Raw genomic sequence first — 19735 nt, 5'->3', positions numbered from 1 at the left:
TTGCATCGAATGCTTCTGGCATGGCCTGCGACTCCGCTCAGGGGCGCGTCGCAGGCTGGCTCTACCAGGGGTGCGGGCGCCGCTATTCCCCTGTGAGCAGTTGATCGTCGTCGGGCTCTGGTGGCTTGGCGCCATTACGGCGGCGGTCGGCCAACACCCAGCTTCCATCGTACAACTGCAGGGGGAACGATTCGTTCCTGTTCTGGCGTCGTTCGACGAACCCTTCGGCCGGGTTGTCCGTGGCCCTGCGCCGGCGCTCGATGCCCAGCAGGTCGAAGATCGCACGCGCCAGTTCCATCAGTGGGAACGGCTTGAACAGGACGTGACTCACACCGAGTTCGGCGGCCCGCTCACGCACCTCGACGGTGGGGTGGGCGGTGATCAGCACGAAGTGGCATTGCCTGTTCTTGCGTACAGCCTCCAGAACCTGAAAACCTTCCATGTCGGGCAGGCGGTAATCCAGCACAACTACTTGCGGTGCCAGGCTTTCAGCCTGTTCGATACCACTGGCACCGTCGTGGGCAACATGAACTTCCAGGCCTTGCGCCTGCAGGTACGCTTGCAGGTTCTGCGCAAGAGTCTGTTCGTCATCGACTACCAATACTCTGTTCACCAAGGTCGACTCCCAAATACTGCCCGGTTCCCCGGTCTGCGAAGTACGCCCTTGTAGAGACTTGAGCAGGCTTCGTGCCAGGCGTGAATAGTCATGTTGCACCACTGTAAGCCACTGATTTTACTAGGGTGCCGGCCAGTAACCGACATACGCAGAGCAGGCGCACCCCACCCGTTCCCCACAAGCGGGGAAAATGATGGCACATTGCCAAGTCTTAATTCCCCAGGATTGGGGCAAGCGCCCTCAACGGTCTCAGTTGGCGATCTCCACTTTAGCGGACTCGCGCAAACGTTGGCGCACGGATTGGCGCGCCTGCGCCTCCCGCTGACCGATGAGCGTTGCCCTGGCCAACGCCAGGCCCTGTTCGCGTATGACCGATGGATTATCACTTTGGTTCTGCGCTCCTTGCAGTCTCTCCTGGTTGGCATCATAGAATGCCTCCACTTCGCCCTGGCTCGGCGCGTCGACTGCGCTGAGCTGGGCGTACACCTGCTGGGCCGCCATCTCATGCCGGGTGTATTCAGTGTACTGTGCCCTATCGAAGCCTGCCTCTGCCAGCCGCCTTTCGAATAACGCCGGGCTGCCAAATGCCGCTTCCACCTCGCCAATCTGCGCCGACACTTGTTCATCGCTGATGGCTATGCCTTGGCGTTGCGCTTCCTGCCACAACAGCTCCTTGTCGATCAGCTCGTCCAGCGCTTGGTCACGCAGGCGTTTGTACAGGCCTGGGTTGCGGATGCTGGTCACCGCCCGACCCTGGGCGTCCAGGTACTCGCTGAAGTAGCGCTCCAGGCGCATCAACCCGATCTCGACACCATTGACTCGCGCCGCCGGCACATCGGCCCAGCTCGCCCTGGTCAGCACCAACAACAGGCACAACCATACGATACGCATGACAACCTCCGCTCAAGGGCTGACCGGCACTGGCCGGTAGGGGGTGACCGCAGTAAAGCGCGGCCCGGGCAGGGTCACGGCCACCACGTGGGCACCTGCCATGCCCTGGCGGCGACCAGGGCCAAAGCCCAGTGCCGGGGTCAGGCCGGTGGGCACATCGTGCAGGCCTTCGAGCGCAGCAATCAGTTGCTCGCGACTGGCATCACGACCAATCTGCTTCAGCGCTTCGCTCAGCAGGCGCAATGCGCACAGCGTATTGACCTGCAATGACGCCTGGCGCGGGTCCAGGCCCTGACGCTGCTGCAGCCCGGTAAGCGCAGCCATGCCTTGCTCGGTCCAGTCCTCTGGCACGTAGGGATAGGCCAGAAACAGCCGTTGCGACCACTGCGCCGGCAAACGCGCCACAGCGCCGGCCACCTGACTGGAGGCGGCAAACAGGTAAGGCTCGCGGCCGGCCACCTGCAACGCCGTGGCCAACTCGGCAAAGGCCTGGGCGCGGCCAAGAAAGACGATGCCCTGCCCGTCCACGGCCTGGCCGTCGAAAGCCTGGATAGCGGGTGGCGCCCAGCCCTGCTGTCGTAAAAGCTCGCGTACCTGCTCGGCCAAGGCTGCGTGCTCGTTACCGGCAAACACTACACGTAACTCATCCGGGGCCAGGCCCAGCGCTCCACGGGCATGCTCTGCCAGGCTCAGCAACTGCTCGGGCAAGCCGGGTAGCGGGTCGAAGATCTGTTCGCTGCCGCCGCTGCGCGGGGTGCTGCCGACCATCGGCACGTTCTGTGGCGCCAGCAAGGTCGTCAGGCGCTGGTCGAGCATGGGCGCCAATGGCGCGATCAGGGCAAACACCCGCTTTTGCTCGAGCAATTGTTGCAAGGCGCGTTCGGCACTGACCGGGTCGGCACCTGGGTCAAGCACGACCAGTTCCAGGCGCCGCCCGTGAATGCCGCCTTGCTGATTGAGTTGATCCACGCCGTCTTCCAGCACGGCACGCACTACCTGCCCGGCTTCGCCCAGCGGACCGCTCGCGGGCAGCAGGGTGCCAAGGCGCAGCACGCCCTCCTCCACACCAGGGTCGCGTTCTTGGGCCAAGCGCTTGAGATAGGCGGTGAGGTTGCGCTGGTCGGCCAAGGTCAGTTCGAAGCGTGGCATGGCCGGGTCCAGGCGATTGCCTGCCGGGTCGATGCCCTGCTGGATGGCCCGCGCCAGGCTGCTGTCGGTATAGGCCGGGTAACGACGGCCGTTGGCCTCACGCATGCCCTGGCCGAGTGCCAGGCGTTGCCAGTCGAGGCCGGGGGGGCGCACACCGCCTTCGGCTCGGCCACGGCCGTCGTTGCCGTGGCAACTGGCGCAAGGCAGCACGCTGGCGGGGACTGTGATGTCGCTGGCGCCTACCCGGGCTTGCAATTGAGCATCGCTACTGGAAACGCCCTCGCGGTAAAGGCGTTTGCCGGCTTGTTCGTGGTCGGTCAGGTCCAGCGCCAAGGCTGAGGTCGGAGATGCCATGCCAAGCGCGCATGTGAGCCATATCGCAAGCCCTTTCGCGACGCAAGGGCGCGCCCGCAAAAGCTGATGCCACAGAGGCCAATTCCCCAGGCGGCCCATGATACTCACCGACCGGCCAGCGGCTGGGTCAGCAGCTGCATGCGCTGGGCAATGGCCGCTGGCGGTGCATCCGGGCGAATCTTGCTCCAGCGTTTACCTGCAACATCACCGGCAATCAGCTGCGTCGAATGCTGCTCGGGACTCGGCAGGAACTGCCCTATACGGCCAAGCACCAGGTCGACGCTGGGCTTGTCGCCAGTCAGGAACAACCAGTTAGGCCCATCCACCCCCTGCTTGGCGGCGAACGCCTTCAGCACCTCGGGGGTGTCGTTCAGCGGGTCACTGCTGATCGACACGAAGGTCACCTGGCCGGCCAGCACTGGCCCCATGGCCTCGCGCACCTCGCGCAGCTTGCGGGTGATCAGCGGGCAGGCATCAGTGCAGTGGGTGAAGATCACGTTGAGCATCACCACCTTGTCCTTGAGCACGTCACTGTAAAAGCGCAGCTCGCGGCCATTCTGGTCCTTCAGCAGGGTGTCGGTGAACCAGGTCCTGGCATCGCGGGTGCCGCCACCACTGGCCATCGCCTGCGGTGCCGGCTGCGGCTCGGGGGGTTGCGGAGCATGGCCTTCGTGGGCGAACGCCACCGACGTGAGGATCCACAGGCAGCCACCCAGCACCAGCCAGTCGAAAGCACGCATGCCAGCGCGGTGGGTGCTTGCAGTGCTCATGGTTGCACCTCGTTGTGGTCGGCAATGGCGGTGCTCTTGGCATGTACCCGGCGGGCACTGAGGCGGTTGATTTCCTCGATCAATACAGCCGGGTCGGTGAAGCCGTAGTAACGCGTCCAGTGCCCGCTACGCCCGTCACCCACCAATATCAGCGGCGGGTGCTGGCTGAGGTCGGCGTTGAAGCTGCCCAGCCCTTTCAGGGTTTCAGTGATGGCGTATGGGGTACCGGTCAGCCAGCTCCAGCCCGGCCCTTTCTGGAATGCCTTGGCATAATTTTGCAGGCGCTTGGCGTCGTCACGCTGGGGGTCGACACTGATCGACACCATGCGAATCTCTTCGCCTACCCGGCCGCCCAGCTGTTGCTGGACCTTGCCCATGATCGACGACACCACCGGGCACACCGTGGTGCAGCTGGTGTAAATGAAGCCCATGACCACCAGATGGTCACTCACCAGGTCTTTCTCCAGGCGTACCGGCATGCCGTCCTGGTTCAGCAGCGAAACATCGGCAAAGCGCACGCTGGTCTTTTCCTGATGCGCCGCCGGCGGTTGCCCGGTGTGACCGTCATGGTCGTGACCGGCGTGAGCCATCGCCAGGTTGCTGGCAAATGCCAGACTCAGGGCCAACAGTGTGCAAGCATGCTTGGCGTTCATCGCACATTCCTCACGTCAGTCTGGGAAGCGTTGGTTGCAGCAGCCGGCAGGACGCGCAGGCTGGTGTAGTTTTCTTCGGCAAACTTGCGCCCCAACGAGGGCGACTGCACATGCAGGTACCAGGCACCGGCCTCAGGCAGGTTCAGCGCCGCCTGGTAGACCCCCTCGCCCACCTCTTGCAACTGCAGGTTGCGCGGCATCGACGATGGCGCCAGGAAGTAGCGCAGGCTCAAGTCGTTCAGGCCCAGGCGCGGCTGCCCGTCGTCACCGACAATCCGCACTCGCGCGGTGAAGTCGCTGTGCTGCGGCAGCGGCTGGTCGAGGCCGATGAACTCGGCACGCGCGCCTTTGGGTTTGCTGGCATTGGCCCCTGCAGCCACCTCGGTGCTGAAGCAGTGAATGATCTGCGGCTGGTTGAGCAGGAAGGCCACATCGAACTTGCCGGCGATGGGCAGCTTCACCGTCGAGCCATACACGCCGGGGGCCACTTCCCGCAGGCTGCGGTCAACGACGAGGGCGGCGCGGGCCTGGTGGCCGCGGTTGTTGTAGCCGGACATCGGCGCATTCATGCCTTCGGTGTAGAAGTAGGTGTTGTTGTCCACCGGGTTGACCACGAACACCGAATTATCATCACGTGATACCGACAGCCCTTGGGCCAGTGGCAGGTCACCGGCCTGGCGCGGCGCTGCCGGGCCGGCCTCGAAGCTTTGCACGATTGGCGAGCGCCCCTCTCCCAGGCTGGCCAGATTGATCATGCTCACTCTCGGTGAGGCCAGGCCCCGCACGTAGGCATAGCCTTTGGTGAACGTCAGCTGGTACGGTTCGGCCGCCACCGGAACGTGGTGGATCAGCTTGTCGGTACTGGCGTCTATGACCAGGGCCTGGTTCTCCAGAGTATTGAGCACGATGCCGTAGCGGCCATCCTGACTGAAGCGCATCGGACCCAGGCCCTGCTCAGCCTGGACCGTGTGGCGCAACTGGTGGCTGCGGGCATCGAACACCCTTACGCTGCCTTCCTCGCCATCGACCACGTACACGGCCTGGGACAGCGCCGAATAGCTGACCGACAGCGGGTGCGGGCCCACCTTGATGGTCTTGGCCAGGCGCATTTCCGGGATGTCGATGACGCTCAGGGTGCCGCTGTCGCGATTGCTGACGTAGGCATAGCGCGAGTCGGCGCTGAAGGCGATTTCGTGGTGCCCGGTACCGGTGTTGAAGTGTTTCAGGACGCTGCGCCCCGGCACGTCGATCACTGTTACCCCGCCTTTGGCCGGGTCGCTGCTGTTGTTGCCGACCCACAGCCGAAGCTGGTCCGGCTGCAGGGCCACGCGCAGCGGCTGGTCACCGGCATCCAGGTCGGCCACGCGGGTGAAGGTCTCGGTATCGATCACCGAAACCTTGCCCCGCTCTGGTATCGATACGAAAACCTGCTTGTCATCGCTGATGGCCGCCCAGTCCATGGGCCGGCCTGGCAGCTCGATGCGGGCCATGGTGCTGGTCACGCCCCCCACCGACACCGTCGGGTCGATCACGGTGAGGCTGGCGTCATTGTTCAACATCAGCAAGAAGTAGCTGTTCAGGTCGAGCAGCGGCCGGGCCCCGATGCTGCTCTTGAGAAACAGCGCAACCCGCGCCTTGCAGCTCTGCTCGCGGTCCCCCGCCGGGGCCGACTGCACAGGGTCGATCCAGGCCCCCGGGGCCATGCCCGACAGCGGTTGACCACTGGTCTGGTCGCTGAGCTTGAAGCGGATATTGGCGAAATCGCCCTCCTTCAGTTCCCCTCCGGCCAATGGCCGGGCCTCGAACTCCACGGTCACGCCGTCCCGGCTAAGCCGGTGCAAGGCCTGCGGATTGGCCCGTTCCTGCAACAGCTCGCGCGGGTCGCACCATAGCTTTTCGTACGCCACGCCCAGGCCGATCAGCGCTACCCCCAACACTACCCCCAGGTAAGCAGGGCGAGTCTTTTTGTTCATGCTCGCGTTCCCCTTCCGTCACTGCGCCGGGGCCGTTGCCGGCGGCGCTTCGTTGGTCACCCGCAAGATCCCCCACAGCCCCGAGAGGTTGCCGTAGGCGGCGTAGTCGCGGAACAGGTAGTCACCCGCCACCGCGTTGGCACCGCCGGCACTCGGCAGCATGAAGCTGAAGTGCGCCGCTGGCAGTACGCTTTCCTGCGCGCCGATGTACATGGCCATCGGGTTGTAGCCAAAGCGCACCGAACCGATACCGGGCATGCTCATCGGGTAACCGTCCGCATCGCTCTTCTCGGCCTGGTAGTTGTGCAGTGGCCATACGTGCCCGTCCAGTTGGTAGACCATGCCGCGGCTGCCACCACTGGGCATCACGATATGGTTGCGCACCGGTTGCCCAGGCTTGGCGTACAGCACCGGGGTTTGCGGGTCGCCACCGACCAGGGCGTTGGCGTAGGCCATGTGGGCGTTGGGTACATCACCAAAGCCCAGGCCATTGGCGCGGCCGAATGGCGAGTCGGGCGCCATGCCGAAGCGCAGCCACAACGGTTCGGTCTTGTAGTTGACCGCCATGTTGCCGTTGTCTTGCGGGTCACCGGCAGCGCCGTTGCCTTCGACATTGATACCTTCTACCGGACGACCGTCGGCCCAGCGCATGTTCAGTGCGCGCTGCCACACCGTGACAAAGTCGCGGTAGTCCGGCTGGCCACTGACCTTCACCGTGGCCTGGGTACGGGTAGCAGTATCCTCGGTCCAGGTGGCGGTTTGCGGCAGGATGCTCATGGCACCCACCAGACCTTTCTGCGGCTGTTTGATGAAGTCTGACGGGGTCAGGTTGAGGCCACCGAACTCGATAGGCGTGGTCTTGATGTTGTCCACTGTGCGGCCCAGTTGCGACACCGGTTTGCCTTCACGCTCCAGGTGGCCGGCGTAGTACTGGTACTCCTTGGTAGGGTAAGCGCCGCTGGTGCCGGCACGCGGTGGCACGGTCTGCACCGGGTTCAGGCCAACGTTGGCACCGTCGGACTTGGTGATGTCGTAGGCCAGCAGCTGCGCATGCAGGCCCACGTGGCTGGACGGCCGCATCAGGTTGTTGGCAAAGGCGGTGGAGCCTTCGCTGTCGAAGCGGTCACGCTTGACCACGTTGTGCATCACTGCAGTGCTCGACAGGTCTGGCATCACCAGTGGCAAGCGGTTCTCCAGGGTGATGCTGATGCAGTCGCCGGCATTGGCGCGCAGTACCAGGGGCTCTACCGGAACACCCGGCTTGAGCTTGCCGGTGGTGGCATCGAGGTCAGCCTTGCGCACGTACAGGATCGCGGTCGGGTCATGCAGCGGCGCACTGTGGCCACCGATGGTGAAGGTCGCCCCATCTTCAGGGTCTACCCCACTGACCAGCGGGATGGCGGTTCTGCGGCTGTTGAACACCAGGGTGCCACCGTCGGCCTTGAGCGCGCCTCCGACATGCTGGCCGATGCCCGCCGGGTCATTGATGCTGACGCCGTTACGGTTTTCGAGGATGTCGTTGGCCAGCGCCGCGACGATCTCGTAGTTGCGCTTGACCGTGGTGCGGGTGCCGATGCCGTTGGGGTTGGCCGTGGTTTTCGGGCAGATGCCGTTGAAGTTCACGGTGTTGCGCATGGCCACCGGCTGCGGGTTGTTGGGCAGCGGGAACAGGTCGGCACGCTGCGCGGTGTAGTTGCGCATGATGCCCCAGATACCGTTCCAGTAGCCTTCCAGGGCGGCGTCCAGCGAGTACAGGTAGTCGCCGTTGGTGGCTGCCGAACTGGAGATCATCGACACCGGCGCCATGAAGCCCAGCTGCTCGGAGATGCCGATCATTTGCGACGACTTCCAGCCCGAGTTGGAGCTGCTACCGAAGCCAGAACCGTTCTGCAGCCATTTCACGCCGTGCAGGGTGACGTTGTGCTCCTCTTCGTGGCCACCGGCGTGCATGCGCAGGCGCACGTTGTCACCGGAATAGGTTCGCAGCAATGGGGTGAACGGGTCGCCCGGCTCGGCGCCGGCCGTGTTGATATGTGGCGGGAACAGCGTGGTGCCGCCGGTGGGGCCGACTGCCGAGGTGATCGCCGATGGCGACAGGTTCATCGCCGGGATAGCGCGGTCGGTACGGGTTTGCAGGGCATAGCTGAGGTCGCCGGCCAGGCCGTCGGCCTGCATGCCACGCTTGCCGTCCGGGCCGACCTTGTTCGGGTCGTACACGCGCAGGGCCAGCGGCTCGTTACGGTAGTTGACGACGAACATCCCCGGGTCATCCACCGAGATCGCCTGCGGGCATGGCCGGCTTGGGCAGCCAGGGTTGATCCCACCACGTTCCTCGACGATGGCCTCAAGCAGGCTCGACGCCTTGCCACGCACGGGCGGGTTGATGGCATAGCGGAAGCTGTCGGCTGTGGCCGGGTACGACTGGGCATTGGGAATGCCGTCCGGCCCGGCACCAACGTACACGCCGGCTTCATAGGCATGCTGGAAGTCGCTGTACTCCAGGAAGAACTCGCGGTAGCTGTCGTTCTTGCCGTCGCCATCGTGGTCGCCGGTCTGGATCACCGCCTGCCACGAGGTCGGGCCGCCGTCCTGGCGCGTGGCCGGGTTGTACAGCTGCTCGCCGGTTTCGGCGTGGTACCAGGTGGAGCCGGCCGGTTCGGCCAGCACGGTGGCATACAGGCCCACTTGCTGGTGGGTCGATGGGCCAAGGTGGTCATGGGTGAAGATGGTGCCCAGGCCACGGTCGACGTTATGCACGTTCACCAGCGGGTCGGCGAACCAGCGCTGCATGGCTGTACGTGCGCCCAGCCAGTCGGCGCGGCCAAAGCGGCCGAAGTACGGGTGCTGCATGGCTATCGGGCAGGCGGCAGTGCCATCGCGACTATCCCCTTCGGTGCAACCGTTATAAGTACGAATGGCATGCACGCGCTCGACCACGCTACCGGGCGAAAGAATGCCGTCTTCGTAGTTCCAGCCGTTGGCCGAACCGTCGGCGGCGGTCAGGTCCCATTTGGGCAGGTGGATGTGCTGGCCGATCACGTCGGTCGGGGTGCGCACCTGGTAATCGTCCATCTCATAGATGTTCGGGATCAGGTTGGTGTGCTGGTACATCGCGCAGTCGAAGGTGTTCATGCGCATCACCAGCGGCTCTGGCGGGCGCTGCTTGGTAATGACCGGCCAGGCGTCCTCCCACAGGGCGATGATGCGTGCCTGCGGGAAGTGGTAGCCCACTTTGTTGTACACCGCGTCGAACTGGATGTTGGCCCCTTTGTAGATGCGTGGGCGGTCGGCAGTGAAGGCCGAGGCGCCACGGAAGTTCACACCCGTCAGGCTCTCTCCACTGTTGAACTCACCGACCCCGGAGGACTGCGTCAGGCGTTTTCCACGGTCATCCATGCAGGGCTCGTAGTACGGCGCACCCGCAGTCGGCAAGGCGCCGTTGGTGCGGAACGCCTTGGCCACTGGCTGGTTACCGGGGATCAGTGCATAGCTGGGGTGTTCACCCATGGCGTGGAACTGCATGGCTGCCTGCTCCACATCGGTGCCCTCTTCCGGCAGGTAGATGGGCTTGGCCTTGTGCACGACCTTGGTGAAGTCCAGTTTGGTTGTGGTGGTATCCGCTACGCCACCGGCGGACACACCGTCCAGTGCATGGCGGCCAAGGCCGCCGTCCCAGCCATCGACCTGGTTCGCGTCCAGGTTGGCCCACAGGGCTTTACCACTGTCTTTCAGTTGCCGGGCCAGGGCCGGGTCGAGCATGTCCAGGGGCGGGGTTGGCGGGCGATTGCCGACGCTGCTTTCCATGCCACCGATCCAGAACGGGTAGCCTGGGTTTTTCAACGTGCCGTCGGCATTTCGGTTGGCCTCGGTGCGGTCGACCAGCGCCAGCGAGCCCACGGCCTTGCGCACTGGCGCCTCGCCGGCAGGCTCGTCATCGTCTTCGTGGTCATCATCGTTGACGGCAACCAACGTTTCGGAGAGCTTGGGCACGACCACGACTTTGCCGGGCATGGGCGGCATGGCCTTGCCGGGCAGCGGCACGATGGCCGGAATAGGCGTACCGGCAATGATCTCGCCATCGGGCAGGGCTCGGGCGCCAAAGGCCGGCTTACCGCTCCGCAGTGCGAACGGGGTACTGTGGAAGCCATTCTCGCCCTCCCCGCTTACCTCCAGCCGCGTGCCTTCTTCGAACACGTCATGTACCCGCCACATGGCCCACATGCCTTGGGCGAAGTGCGGGTAGAAGTGACAGTGGTAAATGGCATCGCCGGCAACACGGTTGCGGTTGCCCGAACCGCCGTTGGCGATTTCGTAGGTGTAGCCGACGCCAGCGCCGATGCCTTGGGCATCGATGTAGTCGGAGTTGTCGTCATTGGGGTTGAACAGCCACTGATGGCCGTGCAAGTGGAAGATGTGCTGCTCGTGCCCGTTGTGGGTGTTGCGGAACTTGGTGAAGTCACCGATATAGCTGTGGTGCACGTTGGCAGGCTCTGAGGGGTAAAGGGCCATGCTGGCCTTGACCCCGACGGCACTGGCCGGCGGCACTTCGCCCGGGCGGATGTGTTCCAGGCCGACGTTGGCCGGTACATCCACCAGGGTGCCTATATCACCGACCGTGTGGGCGCTGAGGAAGAACTCTTCATAGGCACACGACAGGCAGTCGTGCATCGGGCCCACCCCCAAGCGGTTTGCCACCACTTCGGCGCCCATGCCACCAGAACCGTAATTGATCATGAACGCATCGCGCGTAGGCTCCAGCACATGGCCCATCACCGGGTCGGCCCAGTAGCCAGGGAAGGCCTGGGTACCGGCAACCTCGTCGGCGAACTGCGAGGCGAAATCACGGAACGCCTCCAGTCGGTTGGGCAGCGCCGGGTTGCGTTTGCCCGTGCTTTCCAGCGGGTAAGTGGCGCCGGGGAAGCTGCCGTCGGGGTTGGGCCCCATGACGATGGCATCGGTCTCGCTGCTGATGATCTCGTTGCCGTTGACCATGGCAATGATCGGTTTGCCGGCCTTGCCTTCGGCGATCCACGGCTCGACGTGCGGATAACGGGCTTCGTAGTCGATCACGGGCTGGCCGGTGGCAGTTCGACCGGTGGTGGCCAGGCGCATTTCTTCTTCGGTGAGGGTATTGCGGTAGGTACGGCCCAGTTTGGGCACCACTACCACCTGGCCGAACAGGCCATTGGAGACGTTGCCCGCCGTGCCCTCGCCGCCGAACGTAGCGGCTTTGCTGGTGGCGGCAAAGGCGCCTTCGCGCTCGGCATACAAGGTGTAGCTGCGGGTGCTGCCGGGGCTGACGAAGAAGTTGCCGTTGCGCCCGGTATAGGCGGAAATATCGGCAATGCTGTTCACCGCCTGCATACCGTTGACCTGGAAGCCGACCATGCGCTCGGCGACCTGTTCGTCGGCGACAAAGCCTTCGCCGCCTTCGTTTTCAACCTCCGGCGCCTCTGCCTCACCCTCGGGCACTTCGGCCTCGATACCGTGTTTGTTGGGGTTCGCCTTGTAATCCAGCAGGTTGGTTAGGTTGACCGTCAGGCAGTCACCGGCAGCCACACGCAGCACGATAGGCCGCGGGCGCTTGTCCGGGCGCAGGGTGACCTTGCCCGGTACTGCGGCCCCGCCCTTGCTGAGGGGGACCTGCTTGTCGTCCACCACATCCTCACGAAGGGCAAACATCATGCCGTTGGCGTTTTGCGCGCCAAGGCGGTTGAACATCAGTGGCTGATCCAGTGCCACCACGTTGGCGACCAGGGTGCGCTGGCACTGCACAGCCGCCTCGCTGGTTGCTTCCCAGCCAAGCAAGGCCAGTACAAGTGATGACAGGATGGGGCCTTTGAGCGGCGTCGACATGCTGCACCTCCGGGACACAGGATCTCTGCGAGGAGCTGGAGCAAGGTGTGTGCCAGAAGAAAACTTCCATATTTGTCAGTAACTTGTGCGGTCAACCGCAACGGATTGGGGAGGATCCCCCAGCGGGTTCCCCCGAATCGGGGGACGTCGTCCCGTGGGGTAATGGCTACTCCACAAGGCGCGCGCTGGGCTCGCACAAGGTAAAAACGCACGATACCCTTGCACAATTGTCGATTGTGCAAGGCAAATTCGCATGCCAGGATCCTGCGATCCTCCAGCGAACTCCAGACTTCACTTGGAAAATCAATAACAAAGCAGGGAGAACGCAATGACTGCGCACGCTCATACCGCGGCAGCAACCGACCACGTACTGGCCGAGGTCCGCAACCAGGTCGGCCACCTGACCCTGAACCGCCCTGCCGGTCTCAATGCCCTGACCCTGGACATGGTGCGCAGCCTGCGTCAGCACCTGGATCAGTGGGCCGACAACCCGCACGTGCGCGCCGTGGTCCTGCGCGGCGAAGGCCCCAAAGGCTTCTGTGCCGGTGGCGATATCCGCTCGTTGTACGACAGCTTCAAGGCCGGCGACACGCTGCATGAAACCTTTTTCGTCGAAGAGTACGCCCTCGACCTGGTCATTCACCGCTACCACAAGCCAATACTGGTGGTGATGGACGGTTTCACCCTCGGTGGCGGCATGGGCCTGGCCCAGGGCTGCGACCTGCGCGTGGTCACCGAGCGCAGCCGGCTGGGCATGCCCGAGGTCGGCATCGGCTACTTCCCGGACGTGGGCGGCAGCTACTTCCTCTCGCGCATCCCCGGCGAGCTAGGCATCTACCTGGGTGTCAGCGGTGCCCAGATCCAGGCGGCCGACGCCTTGTACTGCGGCCTGGCCGACTGGTACCTGGCCAGCGACCAGCTCGCCGCCCTCGACCAGGGCCTCGACCAGCTCGACTTCAGCGACCACCCGCTGAAGGACCTGCAAAACCTGCTGGCCAGGCTCGGTACCCAGGTACTGGAGGATGCGCCACTGGAAAAGCTGCGCCCGGCCATCGACCACTTCTTCGCCCTGCCCGACCTGCCAGCCATCGTCGAGCAACTGCGCGCGGTGAGCATTGGCGACAGCCACGCCTGGGCGATGGCCACCGCCGATCAGCTGGAAACCCGCTCGCCTCTGGCCATGGCGGTTACGCTGGAGATGCTGCGCCGGGGACGCGAGCTGGGCATTGACGACTGCTTTGCCATGGAACTGCACCTGGACCGCCAGTGGTTCCAGCACGGCGACATCATCGAAGGCGTGCGTGCCCTGATCATCGACAAGGACAAGCAGCCCCGCTGGAACCCGCCGACCCTGGCCGCGCTGCAACGCCAGCGGGTCGAACAATTCTTCGAAGGCCTGTGAGCCCGGGAGTACACAGATGCAAGACCTCGAACTGAGCGAAGAACAGATCATGATCCGCGACATGGCCCGGGACTTTGCCCGTGGCGAAATCGCCCCCCATGCCCAGGCCTGGGAAAAGGCCGGCTGGATCGATGATGGCGTGGTGCGCAAGATGGGCGAACTGGGCCTGTTGGGCATGGTGGTACCCGAAGACTTCGGCGGCAGCTACACCGACTATGTCGCCTACGCCCTGGCAGTGGAAGAGATCGCCGCCGGCTGCGGCGCCACCGGGGCGATGATGAGCATTCACAACTCGGTAGGTTGCGGCCCGCTGCTGGCCTACGGCACCGCCGAACAGCAACAGCAGTGGCTGCCACGCCTGGCCAGCGGCGAGGTAATTGGCTGTTTCTGCCTGACCGAGCCACAGGCCGGCTCCGAGGCGCACAACCTGCGCACCCGCGCCGAGCTGGTGGATGGCCAGTGGGTCATCAACGGTGCCAAGCAGTTCGTCAGCAATGCCCGCCGTGCAGGCCTGGCGATCGTCTTCGCAGTAACCGACCCGGAGCTGGGCAAGAAAGGCCTGTCGGCGTTCCTGGTGCCTACCGACAACCCTGGGTTCAAGGTTGACCGCAGCGAGCACAAGATGGGCATCCGCGCCTCCGACACCTGCGCGGTCACCTTCGACAACTGCCGCATTCCTGCCGCCAATATCCTCGGTGAGCGTGGCAAGGGCCTGGCCATTGCCCTGTCCAACCTCGAAGGCGGCCGTATCGGCATTGCCGCCCAGGCCTTGGGTATCGCCCGCGCCGCATTCGAAGCGGCGCTGGTCTACTCGCGTGACCGCATACAGTTTGGCAAGCCGATCAACGAACACCAGAGCATCGCCAATCTGCTGGCCGACATGCAGGTGCAGGTGAACGCCGCACGTTTGCTGATCCTGCATGCCGCCCGCCTGCGCAGCGCCGGCAAGCCGTGCCTGTCGGAAGCGTCACAGGCCAAGCTGTTCGCTTCGGAAATGGCCGAGCGGGTGTGCTCGATGGCTATCCAGGTGCATGGTGGGTACGGTTATCTGGAAGACTACCCGGTGGAGCGCTATTACCGGGATGCGCGGATTACCCAGATCTATGAAGGGTCGAGCGAGATCCAGCGCATGCTGATTGCACGGGAATTGAAAAACTATCCGCTGTAACGCAAAGGCAACGCGGTTTTTGGGGGAGCGGGCGACGCGGTGGATGGCACCGGCTTTGCCGGTGTTCGCGGGCGCGCCCGCTCCCACAGTAATGTCACCGCGGCAAACTTCTCGCCTCAGCGCCAATACCGCGCATCATCCACCACCCTGGCATGCCCCTCGAACAACGCCGGCAACTGTTCCTTGAGGTAGTCGATCCAGGTGCGCACCTTGGCGTCCAGGTAGTGGCGTGACGGATACATCGCATACAGCGCACTCTCCCGCAGCCGATACGGTGCCAACAACCGGCACAAGCGCCCCTGCCCGATCGCCTCGCTGGCGGTGTAGAACGGCAGCAGGCCAATGCCCATGCCCAGCTCGCTGGCCACCAGCATGGCGTCGGCGACGTTGGTAGAGAAACTGTCGTTTGGCGCGATCACGCACTGGTCAACCCCTTGCGGGAACACCCAGCCACCTTCGTACATCGGGTAAGCCATGCGCAGGCAGCGATGGCCGTGCAAGTCTTCGGGGCGCTCCGGTACACCGTGAGTATCCAGGTAACCGGGGGCCGCGCAGGGGATGCTGAAAATGTTGCCCAGCGGCACAGCGATCAGCTGCGAATCCGGCAGCGCACCGTCCACAGTGATCACCACGTCATGCCCTTCGGCCAGCGGGTCGGGGTTGCGCTGCGACAGCGTCAGCTCGATCACCACTTCCGGGTATAGCGTGTTGTAGCCGGCCACCAGCGGCATCAGCAACAGCCCCATGCCGTGTGGGCAGTGCAAACGCAGATGGCCGCGAGGCGTGAGGTGCGCACCTCGCGCTTCGCCCACGGCTTCTTCGGTCAGCAGCATGATCTGCCGCGCACGCTCCAGAAACCGCTCACCCGCCTCGCTCATGCGCAAGCGCCGGGTGGTGCGGTGCAGCAGGCGGGTCTGCAGCTGGTTCTCCAGCTCGGCAACGATGCGCGAAACCTGCGCTGCAGAAATATCCAGAGCATTGGCAGCTGCAGCGAAGCTGCCACATTCCACCACACGGGTGAAGGTACGCATGGCATGCAGCATGTCCATGAAGGTGCGCTCCTTATTGTTGCGTTAAAAGCAGGAATCTATCACGTTTTAGCCCATTTATTGTGGATGACCAATGAATAGATCATTAGCCATCCATTAAAAAGGAGCCTGTCATGAAACGCTCGATCGCTGTCCTTGCCATTGCCGCTGCCTTCGCCTCGTTCGGTGCTTTTGCCGATGCCGGCGACAACCAGCCCGTCAGCAGCCACTATGAATACGGCATGCCGCTGGACGTGGCCAAGGTCATTTCCATCACCCCGGCCAGTAACGCCGCCGACTGCCAGGTGGGCACCGCACACATGGTGTACGTCGACAATCAGGGCCAGAAGCGCGAAATCGACTACCGGGAAATGGGCAACTGCTCGCAGCAGTGAGTCAGGCCAGCACCTGGGTGATCCAGCCCACCTGCTGATTGAAATCGTCGATCTTCGCCTGAGGCACCGCATCGCGGGCCCGCTGGAAATTGGCCAGGGTCTGCTGCTTCTGCCGCAGCATGCGCCGCCACTTGACCACAAACGCCTCGCTTTTTTCCTGCATCAACACGGGGCCGAAGTACAGCTGTTCAGCGCTATACATCACCCTGCCCGGCTCGGCGACGATGATCTCGTAATCGAAGCGGTTTTCCCGTAGCAGCTCTTCGCTGACGATCTGGTAACCATTGCCCGCCAGCCACTGGCGCAGCTCGCGCTCACCACCATTGGGCTGCAGTACCAGGCGCGTGACGCCGCCAAGGCGCTGCTTGCCGGCCTCGAGTATCTCGCACATGGTGTCGCCGCCCATGCCGCATATGCTCACCACCGAGATACGGTCTTGCGGCTCGACCGCTGCCAGCCCATCGGCCAGGCGCACGGTGACCCGCTCTTGCAGGCCGTTCTTGTGCACATTGCGCTGGGCCGAGGCGAACGGCGTCTGTGCCACCTCACCCGCCACAGCGGCCTCGAGCACGCCACGCAGCATCAAGGCCACCGGCAGGTAGCCGTGGTCCGAGCCAATGTCGGCCAAGCGCGCGCCCTGCGGTACATGGGCGGCCACGCGCTCCAGGCGCCTGGACAAAGTCTGTTCGTTCAACGTAAACCCCTGGTTTTGCAATCGGCCGCGATTCTGACGGCGAACGCCGCGCATTTCAAACACCGAGGCACCCTCGACCGGGCGGATGCGCTCGCGTAGGCTTGCCGTTTTCCTTCCGTTGCAAGGCGAACACACCATGGCAAATGCAGACATCATCTACACCCCGGACCCGGACGCCGAGTCGATTTCCTCCGACGTTGCCGAGTACAACGGCGTGCTGGTCACCACACAAATCCCGACCCACGCCGACGGCAGCCTGGAACTGGGCGGCATCGTCGAGCAGAGCGAATGCACCCTGCAGGCGCTGAAAGTGGCCCTGGAAAAGGCCGGCAGCGGTATGGACCGCGTGCTGCACCTGACCATCTACCTCACCGACATGGCCGACCGCGCGGCGTTCAACGAAGTGTACCAGCGCTTCTTCAGCAAGCCCTGGCCGGTGCGTGCGGCGGTGGGTGTGGCTTCGCTGGCATTTGAAGGCATGCGTGTGGAAGTGACGGCAATGGCTGCCAAGCGCTGAGCTGCGCTTGTTGGGGTGCGCAACGCCCCCAACATCGTTGACTGACCGCAAAACCGCCGGGGCCGCTCTGCGGCCCTTTCGCGACACAAGGCCGCTCCCACAGTTGCGCGTGCCCGCAGCCAATCCCACCTCTCGGCACCCCAATGATGCCGCCAGCCCGTTTCACCGCTACAATGCCCGCCTAAACCGTGACAGCCCGAAAATATAACGACATGTCCCTTCCAAAGAATCACCTGGAACTGCTCAGCCCTGCCCGTGACGTGGCCATCGCCCGTGAAGCGATCCTGCACGGCGCTGACGCCATCTATATCGGCGGCCCGAGCTTTGGCGCGCGCCATAACGCCTGCAACGAAGTCAGCGATATCGCCGAGCTGGTCGAGTTCGCCCATCGCTACCATGCACGCGTGTTCACCACCATCAACACCATCCTGCACGACAACGAGCTGGAACCGGCGCGCAAGCTGATTCACCAGCTTTACGATGCCGGCGTTGACGCGCTGATCGTGCAGGACCTCGGGGTGATGGAGCTGGACATCCCGCCGATCGAGCTGCATGCCAGCACCCAGACCGACATCCGCACCCTGGAACGGGCCAAGTTCCTCGACCAGGCCGGGTTCTCGCAACTGGTACTGGCGCGTGAGCTGAACCTACAGCAAATCCGTGCCATCGCCGCCGAAACCGATGCTGCCATCGAGTTCTTCATCCACGGCGCGCTGTGCGTGGCGTTCTCCGGCCAATGCAACATTTCTCATGCGCAGACCGGCCGCAGTGCCAACCGTGGTGATTGCTCGCAAGCCTGCCGCCTGCCCTACACGCTGAAAGATGACCAGGGCCGCGTGGTTGCGTTCGAGAAACACCTGCTGTCGATGAAGGACAACAACCAGACCGCCAACCTGGCTGACCTGGTCGATGCCGGCGTGCGCTCGTTCAAGATCGAGGGCCGCTACAAGGACATGGGCTATGTGAAGAACATCACCGCCCATTACCGCAAAGAGCTCGATGCCATCCTTGAAGACCGCCCTCAGTACGCCCGCGCGTCCAGCGGCCGTACCCAACACTTCTTCCTGCCCGACCCGGACAAAACCTTCCACCGCGGCAGCACCGACTACTTCGTGACCGACCGCAAGGTCGATATCGGCGCCTTCGACTCGCCAACCTTCACCGGCCTGCCGGTGGGCGTAGTGGAAAAGGTCGGCAAGCGTGACATGCAAGTGGTCACCGACGTACCGCTGACCAACGGCGACGGCCTCAATGTGCTGGTCAAGCGCGAAGTGGTGGGCTTCCGCGCCAACATCGCCGAACCGCGTGGCGAATTCGAAGAAGACGGCCACAAGCGCTACCGCTATCGCGTCGAGCCCAACGAAATGCCCGAAGGCCTGCACAAGCTGCGGCCCAACCACCCGCTGTCGCGCAACCTCGACCACAACTGGCAGCAGGCCCTGCAACGCACCTCCTCCGAACGCCGGGTCGGCGTGGAGTGGCACGCCGTCCTGCGCGAGCAGCGCTTGATGCTTACCCTGAGCAGTGAAGAAGGCGTGAGCGTGCAAGTGGCCCTGGATGGCCCGTTCGGCGTAGCCAACAAGCCGCAGCAGGCACTGGAGCAGCTGCACGACCTGCTCGGCCAGTTGGGCACCACCCTGTACCACGCCGACCGCATCGAACTGGATGCCCCGCAGGCGTACTTCATTCCCAACTCGCAGCTCAAGGCCCTGCGCCGCGAAGCCATCGAGGCACTGACTGCAGCACGCGTGCAGGCGCATCCACGTGGCGGGCGCAAGGCCGAGACCACGCCACCGCCGGTATACCCCGAGTCGCACCTGTCGTTCCTGGCCAACGTGTACAACCAGAAGGCCCGCGACTTCTACCACCGCCACGGCGTGCAACTGATCGATGCGGCCTATGAAGCCCATGAAGAGCATGGCGAAGTGCCGGTGATGATCACCAAGCACTGCCTGCGCTTCTCCTTCAACCTGTGCCCCAAGCAGGCCAAGGGCGTGACCGGCGTGCGCACCAAGGTGGCACCGATGCAGCTGATTCAGGGTGACGAAGTGCTGACCCTGAAGTTCGACTGCAAGCCGTGCGAGATGCATGTGATCGGCAAGATGAAGAGCCACATCATCGACCTGCCGACCCCGGGCAGCGCGGTGGCCCAGGTGGTGGGGCATATCAGCCCGGAAGACTTGCTCAAGACCATCCCGCGCGGGCCGCACTGAGTTCGCCTGGCAGGGCCCTTTCGCGGGTAAACTCGCTCCTACAGGGGCTTGTGGTT

General features: G+C 63.9%; 14 protein-coding genes. 5 read left to right on the top strand and 9 right to left on the bottom strand.

Features of this window, described 5'->3' with window-relative positions; translation table 11 throughout:
- Window positions 1-82: 82 nt before the first annotated feature.
- The 7 genes from ACF8EA_RS00775 to mnxG all read right to left on the bottom strand — a co-directional run bounded on the left by ACF8EA_RS00775 (window position 83) and on the right by mnxG (window position 12262).
- Window positions 83-616 (bottom strand): response regulator, encoded by a 534-nt coding sequence (locus ACF8EA_RS00775; protein ID WP_021785608.1) that lies wholly within the window; start codon window positions 614-616, stop codon window positions 83-85.
- A 249-nt stretch (window positions 617-865) separates the two neighbouring features.
- Complete coding sequence (locus ACF8EA_RS00770) at window positions 866-1507, bottom strand: SurA N-terminal domain-containing protein (RefSeq protein WP_021785609.1); 642 nt, start codon at window positions 1505-1507, stop codon at window positions 866-868.
- Window positions 1508-1519: 12 nt separating this feature from the next.
- A complete protein-coding gene (locus ACF8EA_RS00765; RefSeq protein WP_392520953.1) occupies window positions 1520-3010 on the bottom strand; it encodes an ABC transporter substrate-binding protein in 1491 nt (496 codons plus the stop codon).
- 104 nt (window positions 3011-3114) lie between these two features.
- The gene (locus ACF8EA_RS00760; protein WP_338443506.1) at window positions 3115-3780 is read right to left on the bottom strand and encodes an SCO family protein; all 666 of its coding nucleotides are present in this window, start codon (window positions 3778-3780) and stop codon (window positions 3115-3117) included.
- Window positions 3777-4433, bottom strand: a complete 657-nt coding sequence (locus tag ACF8EA_RS00755; protein ID WP_392520952.1) for an SCO family protein — start codon at window positions 4431-4433, stop codon at window positions 3777-3779. Before ACF8EA_RS00755 ends, ACF8EA_RS00760 begins: the two co-directional genes overlap by 4 nt.
- Window positions 4430-6406, bottom strand: a complete 1977-nt coding sequence (locus ACF8EA_RS00750) for a cytochrome D1 domain-containing protein (protein ID WP_021785613.1) — start codon at window positions 6404-6406, stop codon at window positions 4430-4432. Before ACF8EA_RS00750 ends, ACF8EA_RS00755 begins: the two co-directional genes overlap by 4 nt.
- Before the next feature lie 18 nt (window positions 6407-6424).
- A complete protein-coding gene (mnxG, locus tag ACF8EA_RS00745; RefSeq protein WP_392520951.1) occupies window positions 6425-12262 on the bottom strand; it encodes a manganese-oxidizing multicopper oxidase MnxG in 5838 nt (1945 codons plus the stop codon).
- 328 nt (window positions 12263-12590) lie between these two features.
- On the opposite strand from mnxG, the gene ACF8EA_RS00740 reads away from it, so the two are divergent.
- Both ACF8EA_RS00740 and ACF8EA_RS00735 read left to right on the top strand, forming a co-directional pair.
- A complete protein-coding gene (locus ACF8EA_RS00740) occupies window positions 12591-13664 on the top strand; it encodes an enoyl-CoA hydratase/isomerase family protein (protein WP_392520950.1) in 1074 nt (357 codons plus the stop codon).
- A gap of 16 nt (window positions 13665-13680) precedes the next feature.
- Window positions 13681-14832, top strand: a complete 1152-nt coding sequence (locus tag ACF8EA_RS00735) for an acyl-CoA dehydrogenase family protein (RefSeq protein WP_014590771.1) — start codon at window positions 13681-13683, stop codon at window positions 14830-14832.
- Window positions 14833-14948: 116 nt separating this feature from the next.
- On the opposite strand, the gene ACF8EA_RS00730 is transcribed toward ACF8EA_RS00735, so the two are convergent.
- Window positions 14949-15881, bottom strand: a complete 933-nt coding sequence (locus ACF8EA_RS00730; protein ID WP_392520949.1) for a LysR family transcriptional regulator — start codon at window positions 15879-15881, stop codon at window positions 14949-14951.
- Window positions 15882-15994: 113 nt separating this feature from the next.
- Between ACF8EA_RS00730 and ACF8EA_RS00725 the strand changes: the two genes are divergently transcribed.
- On the top strand, window positions 15995-16255 hold the full coding sequence (locus tag ACF8EA_RS00725) for a DUF2790 domain-containing protein (RefSeq protein WP_392520948.1): 261 nt from the start codon (window positions 15995-15997) through the stop codon (window positions 16253-16255).
- Between the two features lies 1 nt (window position 16256).
- Here the strand turns inward: ACF8EA_RS00725 and ACF8EA_RS00720 are convergent, their stop codons facing one another.
- Window positions 16257-16949 (bottom strand): tRNA (adenine(22)-N(1))-methyltransferase TrmK, encoded by a 693-nt coding sequence (locus ACF8EA_RS00720; RefSeq protein WP_021785617.1) that lies wholly within the window; start codon window positions 16947-16949, stop codon window positions 16257-16259.
- Between the two features lie 136 nt (window positions 16950-17085).
- Here ACF8EA_RS00720 and ACF8EA_RS00715 point away from each other — a divergent pair, with 136 nt between their 5' ends.
- Both ACF8EA_RS00715 and ACF8EA_RS00710 read left to right on the top strand, forming a co-directional pair.
- Entirely contained in the window at window positions 17086-17466 is a 381-nt protein-coding gene (locus ACF8EA_RS00715; protein WP_003247927.1) for a RidA family protein, read from the top strand.
- Between the two features lie 212 nt (window positions 17467-17678).
- Window positions 17679-19679, top strand: a complete 2001-nt coding sequence (locus ACF8EA_RS00710; RefSeq protein ID WP_392520947.1) for a U32 family peptidase — start codon at window positions 17679-17681, stop codon at window positions 19677-19679.
- Window positions 19680-19735: the final 56 nt, after the last annotated feature.

Origin of the sequence: Pseudomonas sp. YQ_5 (genome assembly GCF_043103305.1) — a bacterium.
Taxonomy (GTDB): domain Bacteria; phylum Pseudomonadota; class Gammaproteobacteria; order Pseudomonadales; family Pseudomonadaceae; genus Aquipseudomonas; species Aquipseudomonas putida_Y.
The sequence above is the reverse complement of the archived record's forward strand: the minus strand, read 5'-3'. Positions and strand labels throughout refer to the sequence as shown.

Bases quoted from the DNA above. Each gene is read 5' to 3' on its own strand.
- ACF8EA_RS00730 (WP_392520949.1), bottom strand. From the start codon at position 15,881: ATGGACATGCTGCATGCCATGCGTACCTTCACCCGTGTGGTGGAATGT.
- ACF8EA_RS00725 (WP_392520948.1), top strand. From the start codon at position 15,995: ATGAAACGCTCGATCGCTGTCCTTGCCATTGCCGCTGCCTTCGCCTCG.
- ACF8EA_RS00740 (WP_392520950.1), top strand. From the start codon at position 12,591: ATGACTGCGCACGCTCATACCGCGGCAGCAACCGACCACGTACTGGCC.
- ACF8EA_RS00755 (WP_392520952.1), bottom strand. From the start codon at position 4,433: ATGAACGCCAAGCATGCTTGCACACTGTTGGCCCTGAGTCTGGCATTT.
- ACF8EA_RS00735 (WP_014590771.1), top strand. From the start codon at position 13,681: ATGCAAGACCTCGAACTGAGCGAAGAACAGATCATGATCCGCGACATG.
- ACF8EA_RS00765 (WP_392520953.1), bottom strand. From the start codon at position 3,010: ATGGCATCTCCGACCTCAGCCTTGGCGCTGGACCTGACCGACCACGAA.
- ACF8EA_RS00715 (WP_003247927.1), top strand. From the start codon at position 17,086: ATGGCAAATGCAGACATCATCTACACCCCGGACCCGGACGCCGAGTCG.
- mnxG (WP_392520951.1), bottom strand. From the start codon at position 12,262: ATGTCGACGCCGCTCAAAGGCCCCATCCTGTCATCACTTGTACTGGCC.
- ACF8EA_RS00770 (WP_021785609.1), bottom strand. From the start codon at position 1,507: ATGCGTATCGTATGGTTGTGCCTGTTGTTGGTGCTGACCAGGGCGAGC.
- ACF8EA_RS00710 (WP_392520947.1), top strand. From the start codon at position 17,679: ATGTCCCTTCCAAAGAATCACCTGGAACTGCTCAGCCCTGCCCGTGAC.
- ACF8EA_RS00760 (WP_338443506.1), bottom strand. From the start codon at position 3,780: ATGAGCACTGCAAGCACCCACCGCGCTGGCATGCGTGCTTTCGACTGG.
- ACF8EA_RS00750 (WP_021785613.1), bottom strand. From the start codon at position 6,406: ATGAACAAAAAGACTCGCCCTGCTTACCTGGGGGTAGTGTTGGGGGTA.